The sequence below is a fragment of the Mesorhizobium sp. STM 4661 genome, from assembly GCF_000359125.1.
GTDB lineage: Bacteria > Pseudomonadota > Alphaproteobacteria > Rhizobiales > Rhizobiaceae > Mesorhizobium.
In genome coordinates this window covers 81,143-96,992 of sequence record NZ_CAAF010000069.1, presented here as the reverse complement: position 1 = coordinate 96,992, position 15,850 = coordinate 81,143, and the positions used below count along the sequence as shown (strand labels likewise).

Below are 15,850 nucleotides of genomic sequence, written 5' to 3'. Positions count from 1 at the left end.
AACGTGCTAGCCTTCCCCAAAACGAAAACAAGGGGAAGAGGAATGGCGACTGGTCATTTCAAGCAGGGCATTGCCGGCGGCCGGCTTTCGCCCGAACAATATGCGGATAATTTTTCCGACCTGCATCCGCCGCTCGATCATCATGAGGCGCTGGTCGAATCCGACCGCTGCTATTTCTGCTACGACGCGCCGTGCATGAATGCATGCCCGACCTCGATCGATATCCCGCTGTTCATCCGCCAGATTGCCACCGGCAATCCGATCGGCTCGGCCAAGACGATTTTCGACCAGAATATTTTGGGCGGGATGTGCGCCCGCGTCTGCCCGACCGAGACGCTGTGCGAAGAGGTCTGCGTGCGCGAAGTGGCGGAAGGCAAGCCGGTGCAGATCGGCCGGCTGCAGCGCTACGCCACCGATGTCGCCATGGCGCAGAACAAGCAATTCTATCCGCGCGCCGCCTCGACCGGCAAGACGGTCGCCGTGGTCGGCGCCGGGCCGGCGGGGCTTGCCGCCGCGCATCGGCTTGCCCGCCATGGTCACGACGTGACCATTCTGGAAGCCCGTCCTAAAGCCGGCGGCCTCAATGAATACGGCATCGCCGCCTACAAGAGCATCGATAATTTCGCCCAGGCCGAGGTCGACTATGTCACCTCGATCGGTGGCATCGACATCCAGAACGGCAAGGCGCTCGGCCGCGACTACCAGCTGTCGGACCTGATCAGGAATTACGATGCGGTGTTTCTCGGCATGGGGCTTGGCGGCGTCAATGCGTTGCGCGCCGATGGCGAGGAGGCGCAAGGCGTCACCAATGCAGTGGAGTTCATCGCGGAGCTTCGCCAGGCCAGCGATCTTGCCAGTCTGCCGGTCGGCCGGCGCGTCGTCGTCATCGGCGGCGGCATGACGGCGATCGACGCGGCGGTGCAGTCGAAGCTGCTCGGCGCCGAGGAGGTGACGATCTGCTACCGGCGCGGCCAGGAGCACATGAATGCCTCTGCGTTCGAACAGGATCTGGCGGCCGCCAACGGTGTCACCATCCGTCACTGGCTGCAGCCGAAGCGCGTCATCGCTGAAGGCGGCAAGGTGAGTGCCATCGAACTCGAATACACGGCGATGAAGGGCGAGAAACTCGTCGGCACAGGCGAGCGGTTGACGCTTACCGCCGATCAGGTGTTCAAGGCGATCGGCCAGAGCTTTATTCCCTCGGCGCTCAACGGCAGCGGGGCCTCGTTCGCGCTGGAAGCCGGCCGCATCAAGGTCGATGCCGATGGGCGCACCTCGCTGGCCAACGTCTGGGCTGGCGGCGACTGCATCTTTGGCGGCGACGACCTGACCGTCTCGGCCGTGGCGCAAGGCCGCGATGCGGCGGAATCGATCCACCGGGCACTGACCTCGAACGGGAGGGCATGAGCATGGCAGACATCAGAAATAATTTCGTCGGCATCAAATCGCCCAATCCGTTCTGGCTGGCCTCGGCGCCGCCGACCGACAAGGCCTATAATGTCATCCGCGCCTTTAGGGCAGGGTGGGGTGGCGTGGTGTGGAAGACGCTCGGCGAAGAAGGGCCGCCGGTGGTCAACGTCAACGGTCCGCGTTACGGCGCGATCTGGGGTGCCGACCGCCGCCTGCTCGGCCTCAACAACATCGAGCTGATCACCGACCGCGCCCTGCAGGTCAATCTGCGCGAGATCAAGCAGGTCAAGAAGGATTGGCCCGACCGCGCCATCGTCGTCTCGCTGATGGTGCCGTGCGAGGAGCACGCGTGGAAGGCGATCCTGCCGGTGGTCGAGGAGACCGAGGCTGACGGCATCGAGCTCAATTTCGGCTGCCCGCACGGCATGTCGGAACGCGGCATGGGTGCCGCCGTCGGCCAGGTGCCGGAATACATCGAAATGGTGGTGCGCTGGTGCAAGGCCAACACCCGCATGCCTGTCATTACCAAGCTGACGCCCAACATCACCGATGTGCGCAAGCCGGCGCGTGCGGCCCTTGCCGGCGGCACCGATGCGGTGTCGCTGATCAACACCATCAATTCGATTACCGGCGTCAATCTCGACAGTTTCGCACCAGAGCCGACGATCGACGGCAAGGGTTCGCATGGCGGCTATTGCGGTCCGGCGGTGAAGCCGATCGCCATGAACATGGTGGCCGAGATCGCCCGCGATCCGGAAACGCATGGCCTGCCGATCTCCGGCATCGGCGGCATCACGACATGGCGGGACGCCGCCGAATTCATGGCGCTCGGCGCCGGCAATGTGCAGGTGTGCACGGCGGCGATGACCTATGGCTTCAAGATCGTGCAGGAGATGATTGCCGGCCTGGAAAACTGGATGGACGAGAAGGGCCATGCCTCGCTCGACGACATCATCGGCCGCGCCACGCCCAATGTCACCGACTGGCAGTATCTCAACCTCAACTACATCGCCAAGGCGCATATCGACCAGGAGGCCTGCATCAAATGCGGCCGCTGCCACATCGCCTGCGAGGACACGTCTCACCAGGCGATCACCAACATGGTCGACGGCGTCAGGCATTTCGAGGTGATCGAGGCCGAATGCGTCGGCTGCAATCTCTGCGTCAATGTCTGCCCGGTGGAGAACTGCATCACCATGGAGCCGCTGGCGGTGGGCGTGATGGACCAGCGCACCGGCAAGCCGGTATCGCCGGTCTACGCCAACTGGACGACGCATCCGAACAACCCGATGGCCAAGGTGGCGGCGGAGTAGGCTGCCTTCGCAGAATTTGGGTTCCTCGCCCCACGAAGTGGGTACGAAGTGGGGAGAGGTGGCCCGGCGAAGCCGGGACGGAGAGGGGCCTTCGGGACGACTGGGAACTGCCCAAAGTCCTGATGGCCTTTTATCTTGCTCGTGCCTTTCCCCTGCGCTTCTGACTTCGCGAAGGTCGTCCCCCCTCTCCGTCCCGGCTTCGCCGGGCCACCTCTCCCCCGCTTGCGGGGGCGAGGAACTCCTGCGCAGCGTGCCGAAAACCACTGGACCTTTGCGCCTCGGAAACCTCACTCGCGTGGCCATCGCGAACATGTGGAGATACTCCACTTTCCTATTGCAGATAAAATCTATCCACGATAAAAAATATCCATGAATAGGAGATCGGCATCATGAGGCTGGGCGAGGGCGTTGAAGCGGCCATCCACTGCGCGGCCACGCTGGCGAGCGTCGATGGCAACAGCACCATGCCCGGCGCGGCGCTGGCCGAGGCTTTCGGCCTGTCGCCGAGCTATCTGCTGAAACATCTCAACATGCTGACAGCAGCGCGCATCCTGGAATCGGTGCCGGGTCCGGCGGGTGGCTACAGGCTGGCGCGGGCGGCGGAACGCATCACGCTCCTCGACATCGTGCTGGCCATCGAAGGGCGCGAACCGGCATTTCGCTGCAGCGAAATTCGCCGCAACGGCCCGCTCAGGATCGATGCCTCGGCCTATGTCAAGCGCTGCGGCATCAATGCCGCGATGCTGAAGGCCGAGCGCGCCTATCGGGCAGCGCTTGCCGAAACCAGGCTGTCCGACATCGTGGCGAATTACGCTGAAGAAGGCGATCCCAGATCGTTTGCCGCGAGCTGCGCCTTCGTTGCACGCCACCAACGGCGGCAGAAATCCAGTTCAACCAAGCAAGCATGAGTATGTGAAAGGAAAGACGATGAAACAGAGGCTGCAATTTTTCGCCAAGGCGCTGGAGATCATGAAGGGGGTGTCGGCGCTCAACAAGGCGGTCGACGAATGTGGGCTCGAGGTGAGCCTGCTGCATCTGATCAAGCTCAGGGCATCGCAGATCAATGGCTGCTCCTATTGCGTCGAGATGCACAGCCGCGAGGCTGGGCGCGACGGCGAGACCGAGCAGCGGCTCTATCTGGTCTCTGCCTGGAAGGAATCGCCGCTGTTTTCCGAGCGCGAACGCGCGGCCTTCGCCTGGACCGAAGCGGTGACGAAGATCGCCGACCACGGTGTTTCGGACGAACTCTATGCAAGGACGCTGGAGCATTTCTCGGAAGAGGAACTGGTCAAGCTGTCGGTGGCGATCGGCATGATCAATACCTGGAACCGGCTTTGCGTCCCGTTCCACGCCCTTCATCCGATGCCGTCGGCCAAGGCCGCCTGATCGACCGACAGTGTACTGGAGCGCCGCCGACAAGGCCGCGCTCCAATCGTTTTGGAAGGGAGGCTTCCATGATTGAGGACACGGCTTCGGCCTTGATGTTTCTCGGCCGCCTGCTGCTCGGCGGCGCCTTTGTTTTCGCCGGCGTGCGCAACATCCAGAACGCAGCCTTTCTGACCCAACTCATGGCCATGCGCTGCGTGCCGCAGGCACGGCTCATGCTATGGCTCGGCATCGTCCTGCAGGTCGTTGCCGGGGCAATGGTGATAGCCGGGTTCTGGACCGCAACCGCTTGTGCGGCACTCGTGCTGTTCCTGATCGTTGCCACGCCGATGTTCCACAATTTCCGGGACCATCAAGGTCTGGATCGCGCGTCCCGCATCAACGGCTTTGTCGGCAATGTTGCGCAGCATTTGCTCGATGCGATGCCGCAAGAGCTGCGTAGCGCGTAACGTTGGTTGGCCGCAGCCCCTCAGCTTCGTCATCCCAGGCGTAGCAGCCGCGAAGCGGCGTTGCGGAGACCCTGGGATCCATGCCGTGACCTCAACCGAGGAATGCAGCGGAGCAGAATTCTGTACCCCAGCAGCGCTCTGAGGTCACGGCATGGATCCCGGGGTCTGCGCGCGTCGCTTCGCTCCTTGCTACGCCCCAGGATGACGAAGCGACGAGTGCTTCGGCCAGTCTCCACTGCCGCTAGTTTTTCGGCTTCAGCCCGTCGATGAACAGTTGCTCGAGGAACCTCGCGGCATCCTCGAAGCGGCCGTCGCCGCCGCGGTCGGCGCCGAGCACGGCGCGAACCTGGACGTCGAAATCGGCATAGTGCTGGGTCGTTGCCCAGATCGAGAAGATCAGGTGCCAGGGGTCGGTGCGGGCGATCTTGCCGGCCCGCATCCAGCCCTTGATGACTGTGGCCTTCTCGTCGACCAGCGTCTTCAACTCGCCTTCCAGCAGCGGCATGATGCGCGGCGCGCCCTGCAGGATCTCGTTGGCGAACAGCCGGCTTTCCCTGGGGAAATCCCGCGCCATTTCGAGCTTGCGCCTGATGTAGCTGCGCAATTCGGTCATGGGATCGCCGATGTCGTCGAGCTCGCGCAGCGGCGCCAGCCAGGTCGCAAGCAGTCGCTCCATCAGCGTTTCGTGGATGTCTTCCTTGCGGCGGAAATAGTAGAGCAGGTTCGGCTTCGACATGCCGGCGGCTTCGGCGATCTGGTCGATGGTGGAGCCGCGAAACCCGTTGGTGGAGAAGACTTCGAGCGCGGCTTCCAGGATGAGTTCGCGCTTTTCCTGCTGGATGCGGGTGCGGCGAGGAGCTGAGCCTTCCATGGCGTCCGTCACCCTTGCGCGCCGCCGCGCTGAGGCCCATCTGGACCAATTCTCTGGACCAGTTTTTCCCCGGCCTGTGGAGCGCGCTTCCGATGCCGCATTTCCGCTAGTAGTCCCTTGACCGCCGACACGGCGGTGCTAACGTTTGTCCAATCGGTCAAAATTTGCGTAGCACGAAAACGCAGCGAAGACCAAATGTCGGGAAGACCAAGCGTTAGCCGCACCGAAACAGGTTACAAGGGGAAGTCTTGGTCATGTCCAACCGGCTGAAAGTCACGCCGAACGATCTCAGCGCATTCTGGATGCCGTTCACGGCAAACCGGCAGTTCAAGCAGGCGCCGCGCATGTTCGTGTCCGCCAAGGACATGCACTACACGACCAGCGACGGCCGCAAGGTTCTCGACGGCACTGCTGGGCTGTGGTGCGTCAATGCCGGCCATTGCCGCCCGAAAATCACCGAGGCGATCCAGCACCAGGCGGCCGAGCTCGACTATGCGCCGGCCTTCCAGATGGGCCACCCGATCGTGTTCGAACTGGCCAACCGCCTGGTCGACATCGCGCCGAAAGGCATGGACCACGTGTTCTTCACCAATTCCGGTTCGGAATCGGTCGACACCGCGCTGAAGATGGCGATCGCCTATCACCGCGTCAAAGGCGAGGGTTCGCGCACCCGCCTGATCGGCCGCGAGCGCGGCTATCACGGCGTCAATTTCGGCGGCATTTCGGTCGGCGGCATCGTCAGCAACCGCAAGATGTTCGGCACGTTGCTCGGCGGTGTCGACCATATGCCGCACACGCATCTGCCGGAGAAGAATGCCTTCTCCAAGGGCGTGCCGGAGCATGGCGCGGAACTGGCCAACGAGCTGGAGCGTATCGTTACCCTGCATGACGCCTCGACCATTGCGGCCGTCATCGTCGAGCCGGTCGCCGGTTCGACCGGTGTCATCCTGCCGCCGAAGGGTTATTTGCAGAAGCTGCGCGAGATCTGCACCAAGCACGGCATTCTTCTGATCTTCGATGAGGTCATCACCGGTTTCGGCCGGCTCGGCACGCCGTTCGCCGCCGATTATTTCGGCGTCACGCCCGACATCATGACGACGGCCAAGGGCGTCTCCAACGGCGTCATCCCGATGGGCGCGGTGTTCGTCAAGAAGGAGATCCACGACGCCTTCATGACCGGCCCCGAGCACATGATCGAGTTCTTCCACGGCTACACCTATTCGGGCAATCCGATCGCCTGCGCGGCGGCGCTCGGTACGCTCGACACCTACAAGGAAGAGGGGCTGCTGACCCGCGGCGAGGAGCTGGCGCCCTATTGGGAAGACGCGCTGCATTCGCTGAAGGGCGAGCCCAACGTCATCGATATCAGAAACATCGGCCTGATCGGCGCGATCGAGCTGGCGCCGATCGCCGGGCAGCCGACCAAAAGGGCCTTCTCGGCCTTCGTCAAGGCGTTCGAGCGCGGCGCGCTGATCCGCACCACCGGCGACATCATCGCGCTATCGCCGCCGCTGATCATAACCAAGGGCCAGATCAACGAATTGATCGACCACGTGCGTGATGTGCTGAGGTCGATAGATTGAAGACCTGGCCGCAGCTTTCCCTCCCCCTCGAGGGGAGGGTGGCCGCGAAGCGGTCGGGTGGGGTCGGTGGTGCCGCGCGCCGACCTGATCTCTCGTTGCGAGGTTGCTTCTAATGCCCCGTACCGGCGTGAGCTTCGAAATGCGCCAAAAGGCGCGCGCGCTTCGAGTTCATGCGACCAAGGGAGAATCCTTGCTGTGGTATGAGCTGCGCGAGCTGAAATCGGCCGGCATCAAGTTCCGCCGCCAGTGCCCGATCGGACCTTATATCGTCGACTTCGCTTGCCTTGCTGTAAAGCTGGTGGTGGAAGTGGATGGCGATTTGCACGAACAGGAGAGGGGCAAACGGCACGACGCCGTCCGCGATGCCTATCTGCGATCGCTCGGGTTCGATATCTTTCGCGTCGATGAGCCTGATGTCATAAACAGCGCCTGGCATGTCGCGCAGGTGGTCAAGGAGAAGGTCGCGCGCATGTTCGGCGACCCCACCCGACCGCTTCGCGGCCACCCTCCCCTCGAGGGGGAGGGGGACGCCGCGCAAACGATGAGGTTTTGAATGGCTGCCCCCGGCGAGAATCTGCGAGTGAATTCAGACCGTTTGTGGGATTCGATAATGGAGATGGCGAAGATTGGCCCCGGCATTGCCGGCGGCAACAATCGCCAGACCGTGACCGACGAGGACGGCGAGGGCCGGCATTTGTTCAAGCGCTGGTGCGCGGCGGCCGGGCTCGAAATGGGCCTTGACGAGATGGGCACCATGTTTGCCCGCCGCGAGGGCACCGACCCCGACCTGCCGCCGGTCTATGTCGGCAGCCACCTCGACACCCAGCCCACCGGCGGCAAATATGACGGCGTGCTCGGCGTGCTCGGCGGGCTGGAGGTGGTGCGCTCGCTCAACGATCTCGGCATCAAGACCAGGCATCCGATCGTCGTCACCAACTGGACCAACGAGGAGGGCGCGCGCTTCGCCCCCGCCATGATGGCCTCAGGCGTCTTCGCCGGCGTGCTCGACCAGGCCGACGTCTATGAGCATGTCGACAAGAACGGCAAGAAGTTCGGCGAGGAGCTGGAACGCATCGGCTGGAAAGGCACTGAGAAGGTTGGCGAGCGCAAGATCCACGCCTTCTTCGAACTGCACATCGAACAGGGGCCGATCCTCGAGGACGAGGGCATCGACATCGGCGTCGTCACCCACGGCCAGGGGCTGAAATGGCTGCAGGTGACGCTGACCGGCAAGGAAGCCCATACCGGCTCGACGCCGATGCCCAAGCGCCGCAATGCCGGGCTCGGCATGGCGCGTGTGATCGAACTGGTGCACGAGATCGCCATGGACTACCAGCCGGACGCCGTCGGCGCGGTCGGCCATATGGAGGTCTATCCCAACTCGCGCAACATCATCGCCGGCCGCACCGTCTTCACCATCGACATCCGCTCGCCGGAAAAGGAAGTGCTGGACGCGATGGACGGTCGTATCCGTGAAGGCATCGACACGATCTGCGATGCGCTCGACATCAAATACAAGATCGAGCAGGTCGGCCATTTCGATCCGGTTACTTTCGACGCGGGCTGCGTCAAGGCTGTGCGGGATGCGGCGGAGCGCCTGGGCTACACGCACCGCAACATCGTCTCCGGCGCCGGCCACGACGCCTGCTGGATCAACCGCGTCGCGCCGACGGCGATGGTGATGTGTCCCTGCGTCGATGGGTTGAGCCACAACGAGGCCGAGGAAATCACCAAGGAATGGGCAGCAGCCGGCGCCGACGTGCTGTTCCATGCGGTGGTGGAGACGGCGGGGATCGTGGGGTGAGAGGTTTGGGCTGGACCAGATGGATTCTTGCGAAGAGGGACCCCCACCCTAACCCTCCCCACAAGGGGGAGGGAACTCCTGTCAGCGCCGATCTGCGGCAAATTACCAACGTTTCGAGCGCCAAGGTCGTAAGTCTGTTTGCGCGGCAGCATTCCCTCCCCCTCGTGGGGAGGGTTAGGGTGGGGGTCCCTCTTCGCAAAGAATTCATATGCGATTTCTCTGCCTTTGCGGGAAGAGATTGAGGGTGGGGGTACTCGTCTTGGCACCGAGCGCGATCGATCCAGCAGCCATCAAGCGCGCAAGGTTGTTGCGCCGAAACATGACGGATGGCGAACGCAAGCTCTGGTCTGAATTGAAAGAGTTCCGTCGCCTTTACGGCCTGCATGCCAGAAAGCAGGCGCCGATCGGACCTTACGTCGCGGACTTCGTTCTGCATGAGAAGAACCTCGTCATCGAAGTGGACGGAGAGCATCACTTCACGCCTGAGCAAATGGAGAAGGATCGAATACGCGATGCATGGTTTGGGCGACAGGGCTATCGTGTGTTGCGGTTTTCGACGGGAGACCTGGCGAATTCCTTCGATGGTTGCGTCGAGGAGATATTGCGGGAAGTTGGAGTCATGTAGAGGCCGTTCAGGTTCTCGATCCTGAACCGGCCCGATCAAGCAAGACGCTCACAAGAAGCGCGACAGCACAAGGGAACAGAAAAATGACCAAAGTCATCCGAAACGGCACGATCGTCACCGCCGACCGCACATGGAAGGCCGATTTGCTCATGCAGCACGGCAAGATCGTCGCCATCGGCTCGAACCTTCACGGTGACCATGAGTTCGACGCCACCGGCTGCTATGTGATGCCGGGCGGGATCGACCCGCATACCCATCTCGAAATGCCGTTCATGGGCACCTATTCGGCCGATGATTTCGAGAGCGGCACGCGCGCGGCACTCTCCGGCGGCACGACGATGGTGGTCGATTTCTGCCTGCCGTCGCCGCAGCAGTCGCTGCTCGAAGCCCTGCAGATGTGGGACAACAAGACCTCGAAGGCGTCCTGCGACTATTCCTTCCACATGGCGATCACCTGGTGGGGCAAGCAGGTGTTCGACGAGATGGCGACCGTAGTCGACAAGGGCATCACCTCGTTCAAGCACTTCATGGCCTACAAGGGCGCGCTGATGGTCGACGACGACGAAATGTATGCGTCGTTCCAGCGCTGCGCCGATCTCGGCGCACTGCCGCTGGTCCATGCCGAGAATGGCGACGTGGTGGCCGCCCTGTCGCAAAAGCTTCTGGCCGCCGGCAACAACGGCCCCGAAGGACACGCCTATTCGCGACCGCCGGAAGTGGAAGGCGAGGCGACCAACCGCGCCATCATGATCGCCGACATGGCCGGCGTGCCGCTCTATGTCGTGCATGTCTCCTGCGAGCAGAGCCACGAAGCCATTCGTCGCGCGCGGCAAAAGGGCATGCGCGTGTTCGGCGAGCCGCTGATCCAGCACCTGACGCTCGACGAGAGCGAATATTTCGACAAGGACTGGGACCATGCGGCGCGCCGCGTCATGAGCCCGCCCTTCCGCAACAAATTGCATCAGGATTCGCTGTGGGCCGGCCTGCAGGCCGGATCGCTGCAAGTGGTGGCGACCGACCATTGCGCCTTCACCACTAGCCAAAAGCGCAACGGCGTCGGCGATTTCACGAAAATCCCGAACGGCACTGGCGGGCTCGAGGACCGCTTGTCGGTGCTATGGACGAAAGGCGTCAACACCGGCCGGCTGACGATGAACGAATTCGTCGCGGTGACCTCGACCAACATCGCCAAGATCCTCAACATGTATCCGAAGAAGGGCGCCATCGTCGAAGGCGCGGATGCCGACATCGTCGTCTGGGACCCGAAACGCAAGAAGAAGATCACGGCCAAGAAGCAGCAATCGGTGATCGACTATAATGTCTTCGAAGGCTTTGAGGTGACCGGCCTGCCGCGCTTCGTCTTCTCGCGCGGCGAACTGGCGATCCAGGAAGCCGAGGTGAAGGCAAAGCCCGGCCATGGCGAATTCGTCGGCCGCGAGCCGAATGCCGCGGTCAACCGGGCGCTGTCGACGTGGAAGGAGATTTCCGCGCCGCGCAAGGTGGAACGCACAGGCATTCCGGCGACCGGGGTTTGAGCTGCTTGGTTTTCGCCTCAGGCGACCAGCGCATCCAGTTCCGGCAGCAGGACAACGCTTTCCTGTTCGTTGGGATCGGTGCGGGCGATGACCGCCGAAGAGGGGCTGTCGCTCAGATTGGCGGGCAGATGCGGGACACCGGCCGGGATGTAGAAGAGGTCGCCTGCCTTGACCACAATATGCTGTTCGAGCCGGTCGCCATACCAGGTATGGACCTCGCCGGAGAGCACGTAGATCGCCGTTTCATGGCTTTCATGCATGTGCGCCCTGGCGCGGGCGCCGGGCGGCATGGTGAGAATGTGCATGCAGATGCCGGAAGAGCCGACGGTCTCAGTGGCGATGCCGGCGAAATAGGTCAGTCCCTGCTTGCCTTCATAAGTGCTTTCAGGACGGATAAGATGACAAGTGGGTTTGGACGACATCGGAGACCTTCCGTTTGACGGGTCGATTGGGCGAGACGAATGGACATCAACGCAAACGCAAAAACAACCGCATTTCATCCAGCGTATCAGTGCGGCAAGGCAGGCCGCCGCCGATGACGGGAACTTCGCCAGCCGTCGTTTCGGCAAGCAAGCTCGGCCTTACCTTCAGCACCAATGATGGCCCGGTGCAGGCGCTGACAGATGTCGACCTGACCATCGGCAAGGGTGAATTTGTCTCCTTCATCGGCCCGTCCGGCTGCGGCAAGACGACCTTGCTCAGGGTGATCGCCGATCTGGAGAAACCGACCTCGGGAACCATCTCCGTCAACGGCATGACGCCGGAGCAGGCCCGCGAAAAGCGCGCTTACGGCTATGTCTTCCAGGCGGCGGCCCTGTTCCCCTGGCGCACGATCGAGCGCAATGTGGCGCTGCCTTTGGAGGTCATGGGTCTCTCCACGGCGGAGCAGGCGGAACGTATCAAGCGCACGCTCGACCTCGTCAACCTCTCGGGCTTCGAGAAGAAGTATCCCTGGCAGCTTTCGGGCGGCATGCAGCAGCGCGCCTCGATCGCGCGGGCGCTCGCCTTCGACGCCGATCTGCTTTTGATGGACGAGCCGTTCGGCGCACTCGACGAGATCGTGCGCGACCATCTCAACAAACAGCTGCTGGAGCTATGGGAGCGCACCAACAAGACGATCTGCTTCGTAACGCATTCGATTCCCGAGGCGGTTTATCTGTCGACGCGGATTGTCGTCATGTCACCGCGACCGGGCCGCGTCAGCGACGTCATCGAATCGTCGCTGCCCAAGCAGCGACCGCTCCATATCCGCGAAACGCCGGAGTTCCTGGCGATCGCGGCGCGCGTGCGCGATGGCCTTCACGCGGGGCACAGCTATGAGGATTGAGCGGGACGAACTCCCTCCTCTCCCCGTCGGGGAGGCGTTTCATGACTTCGTCATCCTAGGGCGGAGCAGCCGCGAAGCGGCGTGCATCGAGGGCGCAACCAAACACGCCTTCGTCATCCTAGGGCGAAGCAAGGAGCGAAGCGACGCGGCGCAGACCCTAGGATCCATGCCGTTACCTCTCCGCTTTGCGACGGTGCGGAACAGTGATCCCGATCCGAAGGCAACGTCGACCGTCGGGACTCGCGTCGCAGACATTCTGAACCGCCTGGGCTTTTCGGCCAACGTCACGGCATGGATCCTAGGGTCTACGCACGCCGCTTCGCGGGTGCTCCGCCCTAGGATGACGAAAGCGTGGTCGCCTCTCGCGTCGCACAGAGCGTGCCGAACTGGCGAGGCCTGCTAGATGGATAGCTTTCGCGACAAGCTTATCCCCGTGACCTCGATCCTCGTGGGCATCGTGATGGTCTGGTATGTCTTTGCCGTCATCCTCAACACGCCGTTCCAGCGCGATCTTGACCGTCGCGCCAACGAGACACCAGGCGTTGTCGAATTCATCGGCAAGACGATGGCGCAGCCGAAACCGACATTGCCGGCGCCGCATCAGGTGGCGGTGAACTTCTTCGAAAACACTTTTTTGCGCAGCGTCACCTCGAACCGCAGCCTCGTCTACAATGCCTGGGTGACGCTGTCGTCGACGCTGCTCGGCTTCGCTTTCGGCACCGCGCTCGGCATCGTGATTGCCGTCGGTATCGTGCATGTGGCGACGCTCGACCGCAGCCTGATGCCGTGGATCATCGCCTCGCAAACCATTCCGATCCTGGCGGTGGCGCCGATGATCATCGTCGTGCTGGCGGCGATCGGCATCACCGGGCTGATCCCGAAGGCGCTGATCTCGACCTATCTGTCGTTCTTCCCGGTGGCGGTCGGTATGGTGAAGGGGCTGCGCTCGCCCGAACTCACGCATCTCGACCTGATGCACACCTATAATGCGAGCCGCGCGCAGACCTTCTGGAAATTGCGCGTGCCGGCTTCGGTGCCGTTCCTGTTCACCTCGATGAAGGTGGCGGTGGCGGCGAGCCTGGTCGGCGCCATCGTCGGTGAGTTGCCGACCGGTGCCGTCGCCGGCATCGGCGCCAAGCTGCTCGCCGGCGCCTATTACAGCCAGACCATCGACATCTGGTCGGCGCTTGTCGCCGGCTCGGTGGTGGCGGCGCTGCTGGTGATGGTGGTCGGCATCGCCGGCCGCCTCGTCGACCGCGCGATGGGCGGGAGGCCGGCATGAGTTCACTTCCGAGCCTGGCGTCGATCACGCCTCGTTCCTGGCAGGGGTTTGCCGCGCTTGCGCTCCTTGTCGGCGCCCTTTTTTCGGGGCCGCTTGTCACTGCCACGCCCGGCTATGAGATCGCGACATTGGCTTTGATCTTCATTTTGCTGCTGTTTGCGATCCAGATGGATCGATTTCCACCCGCAATCGCGGCGACCTGCCTGTTCATTGGTGCGCATGGCGCGGTCTGGGCGCTGCTGCATGGGCTGGCGGGAAACGAGGGCACCGCCCGCATATCGTTCTTCCTGCTGCTTGCCGCAGCCTGGTTGCTCGCCTGGCGTTGCGTGGCGTTGCTGTCCTCATTGCGCCCCACCGAGAAGTGGGCACGGGCGGCACTGCGCCTGATCATCCCGGCGATCTTCGGCGCCTGGGTACTGATCCTCTGGGAAGCGATCACCAGGGGCGCCGGCATCCCGTTCATCCTGCTGCCGCCGCCAAGCGCCGTCGGTGCGCGCATCGCCAATTCTTTGCCGATCCTGGCGGCCGATGTGCGCCAGACCATCTTCAAGGCGGTGATTTTTGGCTATGTCGTCGGCAGCGGCGCCGGGTTTCTCACCGCCATCCTTGCCGACCGCGTGCCGTTCTTCCGCCGTGGCCTGCTGCCGATCGGCAATATGGTCTCGGCGCTGCCGATCATCGGCGTGGCGCCGATCATGGTGATGTGGTTCGGCTTCGACTGGCAGTCCAAGGCGGCGGTCGTCATCATCATGACCTTCTTCCCGATGCTTGTGAATACGGTCGCCGGGCTGGCCGCGTCAGGGCACATGGAGCGCGACCTGATGCGCACCTATGCCTCGGGCTATTGGCAGACGCTGTTCAAGCTCCGGCTGCCGGCGGCGGCCCCCTTCATCTTCAACGCGCTGAAGATCAATTCGACGCTGGCGCTGATCGGCGCCATCGTCGCCGAGTTCTTCGGCACGCCTGTCGTCGGCATGGGATTCCGCATTTCGACCGAGGTGGGGCGGATGAACATCGACATGGTCTGGGCCGAAATCGCAGTTGCAGCACTTGCGGGTTCGGTCTTTTATGGCGTGGTCGCTCTTTTTGAGAGAGCCGTCACGTTTTGGCACCCCTCTGTCCGTGGTGGATAGGCGGTGGGTTTTAGGGCACTAACTTCAGAGGGTAAAAATATGAAAAGACTTGTTATTCCTGTACTGGCCGGCGCGATGTCGCTGGCCGCTTTCCAGGCGCTGGCCGCCGACAAGGTGACGCTGCAGCTGAAATGGGTCACACAGGCCCAGTTCGCCGGCTATTATGTCGCCAAGGCCAAGGGCTTCTACGACGCCGAGGGTCTCGACGTCGATATCAAGCCCGGCGGTCCCGATATCGCTCCGGAGCAGGTGATCGCCGGCGGCGGCGCCGACGTCATCGTCGACTGGATGGGCGGCGCGCTGGCCGCCCGCGAAAAGGGCGTGCCGCTGGTCAACATCGCCCAGCCGTTCAAGAAGGCCGGCATGGAGCTGGTCTGCCCGAAGGACGGTCCGGTCAAGACCGAAGCGGACTTCAAGGGCCGTACGCTCGGCGTCTGGTTCTTCGGCAACGAATATCCGTTCTACGCCTGGATGAACAAGCTCGGCCTCAAGACCGAGGGCGGACCGGACGGCGTCACCGTGCTGAAGCAGAGTTTTGACGTGCAGCCGCTGATCCAGAAGCAGGCGGATTGCATCTCGGTGATGACCTACAACGAGTACTGGCAGCTCATCGACGCCGGCTACAAGCCGGAAGAGCTGACCGTGTTCAACTATTCGGCCATGGGCAACGACCTGCTTGAAGACGGGCTCTACGCGTCCGAGGACAAGCTCAAGGATCCGGCCTTCGAGGACAAGATGGTGCGCTTCGTGCGTGCTTCGATGAAGGGCTGGAAATATGCCGTCGACAATTCGGACGAGGCGGCCGGCATCGTCATGGACAATGGCGGCCAGGACGAGAACCACCAGAAGCGCATGATGGGCGAAGTCGCCAAGCTGATCGACAATGCCGACGGCAAGCTCGATCCGACGACCTACGAGCGCACCGCCAAGGCGCTGCTCGACCAGAAGATCATCACCAAGGTGCCGACCGGCGCCTACACGACCGCCATTACCGACAAGGCGATCAAATAGGGGCGATCAAATAGGACCGATCAACAAGCGTTGGGGTCGGCAATTCGAAAAGGGGCGGGCGACCGCCCCTTTTTGCTGCGACGTAAAATAGGCGTTACCCCAAGGAAACATCCGTTTCGCG

16 protein-coding genes are annotated in these 15,850 nt (G+C 62.6%); 14 read left to right on the top strand and 2 right to left on the bottom strand.

The window, feature by feature from the left end:
• Positions 1-42 precede the first annotated feature (42 nt).
• From MESS4_RS23370 to MESS4_RS23350, 5 genes are all read left to right on the top strand, one after another.
• Positions 43-1,407 (top strand): NAD(P)-dependent oxidoreductase, encoded by a 1,365-nt coding sequence (locus tag MESS4_RS23370; protein WP_006336328.1) that lies wholly within the window; start codon positions 43-45, stop codon positions 1,405-1,407.
• 2 nt (positions 1,408-1,409) lie between these two features.
• The gene (gene preA, locus MESS4_RS23365; protein ID WP_036241930.1) at positions 1,410-2,723 is read left to right on the top strand and encodes an NAD-dependent dihydropyrimidine dehydrogenase subunit PreA; all 1,314 of its coding nucleotides are present in this window, start codon (positions 1,410-1,412) and stop codon (positions 2,721-2,723) included.
• A gap of 389 nt (positions 2,724-3,112) precedes the next feature.
• Positions 3,113-3,631, top strand: a complete 519-nt coding sequence (locus tag MESS4_RS23360; protein WP_006336326.1) for an Rrf2 family transcriptional regulator — start codon at positions 3,113-3,115, stop codon at positions 3,629-3,631.
• A gap of 19 nt (positions 3,632-3,650) precedes the next feature.
• Complete coding sequence (locus MESS4_RS23355; protein WP_006336325.1) at positions 3,651-4,109, top strand: carboxymuconolactone decarboxylase family protein; 459 nt, start codon at positions 3,651-3,653, stop codon at positions 4,107-4,109.
• Between the two features lie 95 nt (positions 4,110-4,204).
• Complete coding sequence (locus tag MESS4_RS23350) at positions 4,205-4,558, top strand: DoxX family protein (protein ID WP_244441191.1); 354 nt, start codon at positions 4,205-4,207, stop codon at positions 4,556-4,558.
• A gap of 241 nt (positions 4,559-4,799) precedes the next feature.
• Here MESS4_RS23350 and MESS4_RS23345 read toward each other — a convergent pair whose 3' ends face one another.
• Positions 4,800-5,429, bottom strand: a complete 630-nt coding sequence (locus tag MESS4_RS23345; protein ID WP_006336323.1) for a TetR family transcriptional regulator C-terminal domain-containing protein — start codon at positions 5,427-5,429, stop codon at positions 4,800-4,802.
• Between the two features lie 254 nt (positions 5,430-5,683).
• On the opposite strand from MESS4_RS23345, the gene MESS4_RS23340 reads away from it, so the two are divergent.
• From MESS4_RS23340 to hydA, 5 genes are all read left to right on the top strand, one after another.
• Positions 5,684-7,012, top strand: a complete 1,329-nt coding sequence (locus tag MESS4_RS23340; RefSeq protein WP_036241929.1) for an aspartate aminotransferase family protein — start codon at positions 5,684-5,686, stop codon at positions 7,010-7,012.
• Positions 7,013-7,124: 112 nt separating this feature from the next.
• Complete coding sequence (locus MESS4_RS23335; protein WP_036241928.1) at positions 7,125-7,565, top strand: endonuclease domain-containing protein; 441 nt, start codon at positions 7,125-7,127, stop codon at positions 7,563-7,565.
• Positions 7,566-8,816, top strand: a complete 1,251-nt coding sequence (locus tag MESS4_RS23330; RefSeq protein WP_036241927.1) for a Zn-dependent hydrolase — start codon at positions 7,566-7,568, stop codon at positions 8,814-8,816.
• 244 nt (positions 8,817-9,060) lie between these two features.
• Complete coding sequence (locus tag MESS4_RS23325) at positions 9,061-9,441, top strand: endonuclease domain-containing protein (RefSeq protein ID WP_244441190.1); 381 nt, start codon at positions 9,061-9,063, stop codon at positions 9,439-9,441.
• An 83-nt stretch (positions 9,442-9,524) separates the two neighbouring features.
• Complete coding sequence (gene hydA, locus MESS4_RS23320; protein WP_006336311.1) at positions 9,525-10,976, top strand: dihydropyrimidinase; 1,452 nt, start codon at positions 9,525-9,527, stop codon at positions 10,974-10,976.
• Positions 10,977-10,993: 17 nt separating this feature from the next.
• On the opposite strand, the gene MESS4_RS23315 is transcribed toward hydA, so the two are convergent.
• The gene (locus MESS4_RS23315) at positions 10,994-11,398 is read right to left on the bottom strand and encodes a cupin domain-containing protein (protein ID WP_006336310.1); all 405 of its coding nucleotides are present in this window, start codon (positions 11,396-11,398) and stop codon (positions 10,994-10,996) included.
• 113 nt (positions 11,399-11,511) lie between these two features.
• On the opposite strand from MESS4_RS23315, the gene MESS4_RS23310 reads away from it, so the two are divergent.
• The 4 genes from MESS4_RS23310 to MESS4_RS23290 all read left to right on the top strand — a co-directional run bounded on the left by MESS4_RS23310 (position 11,512) and on the right by MESS4_RS23290 (position 15,729).
• Entirely contained in the window at positions 11,512-12,303 is a 792-nt protein-coding gene (locus MESS4_RS23310; RefSeq protein ID WP_006336309.1) for an ABC transporter ATP-binding protein, read from the top strand.
• A 403-nt stretch (positions 12,304-12,706) separates the two neighbouring features.
• Positions 12,707-13,585, top strand: a complete 879-nt coding sequence (locus tag MESS4_RS23300; protein ID WP_006336307.1) for an ABC transporter permease — start codon at positions 12,707-12,709, stop codon at positions 13,583-13,585.
• Positions 13,586-13,599: 14 nt separating this feature from the next.
• Positions 13,600-14,718: an ABC transporter permease gene (locus MESS4_RS23295; protein WP_085987833.1), complete on the top strand. Its 1,119-nt coding sequence runs from the start codon at positions 13,600-13,602 to the stop codon at positions 14,716-14,718.
• A 39-nt stretch (positions 14,719-14,757) separates the two neighbouring features.
• The gene (locus MESS4_RS23290) at positions 14,758-15,729 is read left to right on the top strand and encodes an ABC transporter substrate-binding protein (RefSeq protein ID WP_006336305.1); all 972 of its coding nucleotides are present in this window, start codon (positions 14,758-14,760) and stop codon (positions 15,727-15,729) included.
• The last annotated feature ends 121 nt before the right edge of the window (positions 15,730-15,850 follow it).

What these genes read in the sequence shown, in the direction of transcription:
- MESS4_RS23370 (WP_006336328.1), top strand. Translation starts at nt 43, where the DNA reads ATGGCGACTGGTCATTTCAAGCAGGGCATTGCCGGCGGCCGGCTTTCG.
- preA (WP_036241930.1), top strand. Translation starts at nt 1,410, where the DNA reads ATGGCAGACATCAGAAATAATTTCGTCGGCATCAAATCGCCCAATCCG.
- MESS4_RS23360 (WP_006336326.1), top strand. Translation starts at nt 3,113, where the DNA reads ATGAGGCTGGGCGAGGGCGTTGAAGCGGCCATCCACTGCGCGGCCACG.
- MESS4_RS23355 (WP_006336325.1), top strand. Translation starts at nt 3,651, where the DNA reads ATGAAACAGAGGCTGCAATTTTTCGCCAAGGCGCTGGAGATCATGAAG.
- MESS4_RS23350 (WP_244441191.1), top strand. Translation starts at nt 4,205, where the DNA reads ATGTTTCTCGGCCGCCTGCTGCTCGGCGGCGCCTTTGTTTTCGCCGGC.
- MESS4_RS23345 (WP_006336323.1), bottom strand. Translation starts at nt 5,429, where the DNA reads ATGGAAGGCTCAGCTCCTCGCCGCACCCGCATCCAGCAGGAAAAGCGC.
- MESS4_RS23340 (WP_036241929.1), top strand. Translation starts at nt 5,684, where the DNA reads ATGTCCAACCGGCTGAAAGTCACGCCGAACGATCTCAGCGCATTCTGG.
- MESS4_RS23335 (WP_036241928.1), top strand. Translation starts at nt 7,125, where the DNA reads ATGCCCCGTACCGGCGTGAGCTTCGAAATGCGCCAAAAGGCGCGCGCG.
- MESS4_RS23330 (WP_036241927.1), top strand. Translation starts at nt 7,566, where the DNA reads ATGGCTGCCCCCGGCGAGAATCTGCGAGTGAATTCAGACCGTTTGTGG.
- hydA (WP_006336311.1), top strand. Translation starts at nt 9,525, where the DNA reads ATGACCAAAGTCATCCGAAACGGCACGATCGTCACCGCCGACCGCACA.
- MESS4_RS23315 (WP_006336310.1), bottom strand. Translation starts at nt 11,398, where the DNA reads ATGTCGTCCAAACCCACTTGTCATCTTATCCGTCCTGAAAGCACTTAT.
- MESS4_RS23310 (WP_006336309.1), top strand. Translation starts at nt 11,512, where the DNA reads ATGACGGGAACTTCGCCAGCCGTCGTTTCGGCAAGCAAGCTCGGCCTT.
- MESS4_RS23300 (WP_006336307.1), top strand. Translation starts at nt 12,707, where the DNA reads ATGGATAGCTTTCGCGACAAGCTTATCCCCGTGACCTCGATCCTCGTG.
- MESS4_RS23290 (WP_006336305.1), top strand. Translation starts at nt 14,758, where the DNA reads ATGAAAAGACTTGTTATTCCTGTACTGGCCGGCGCGATGTCGCTGGCC.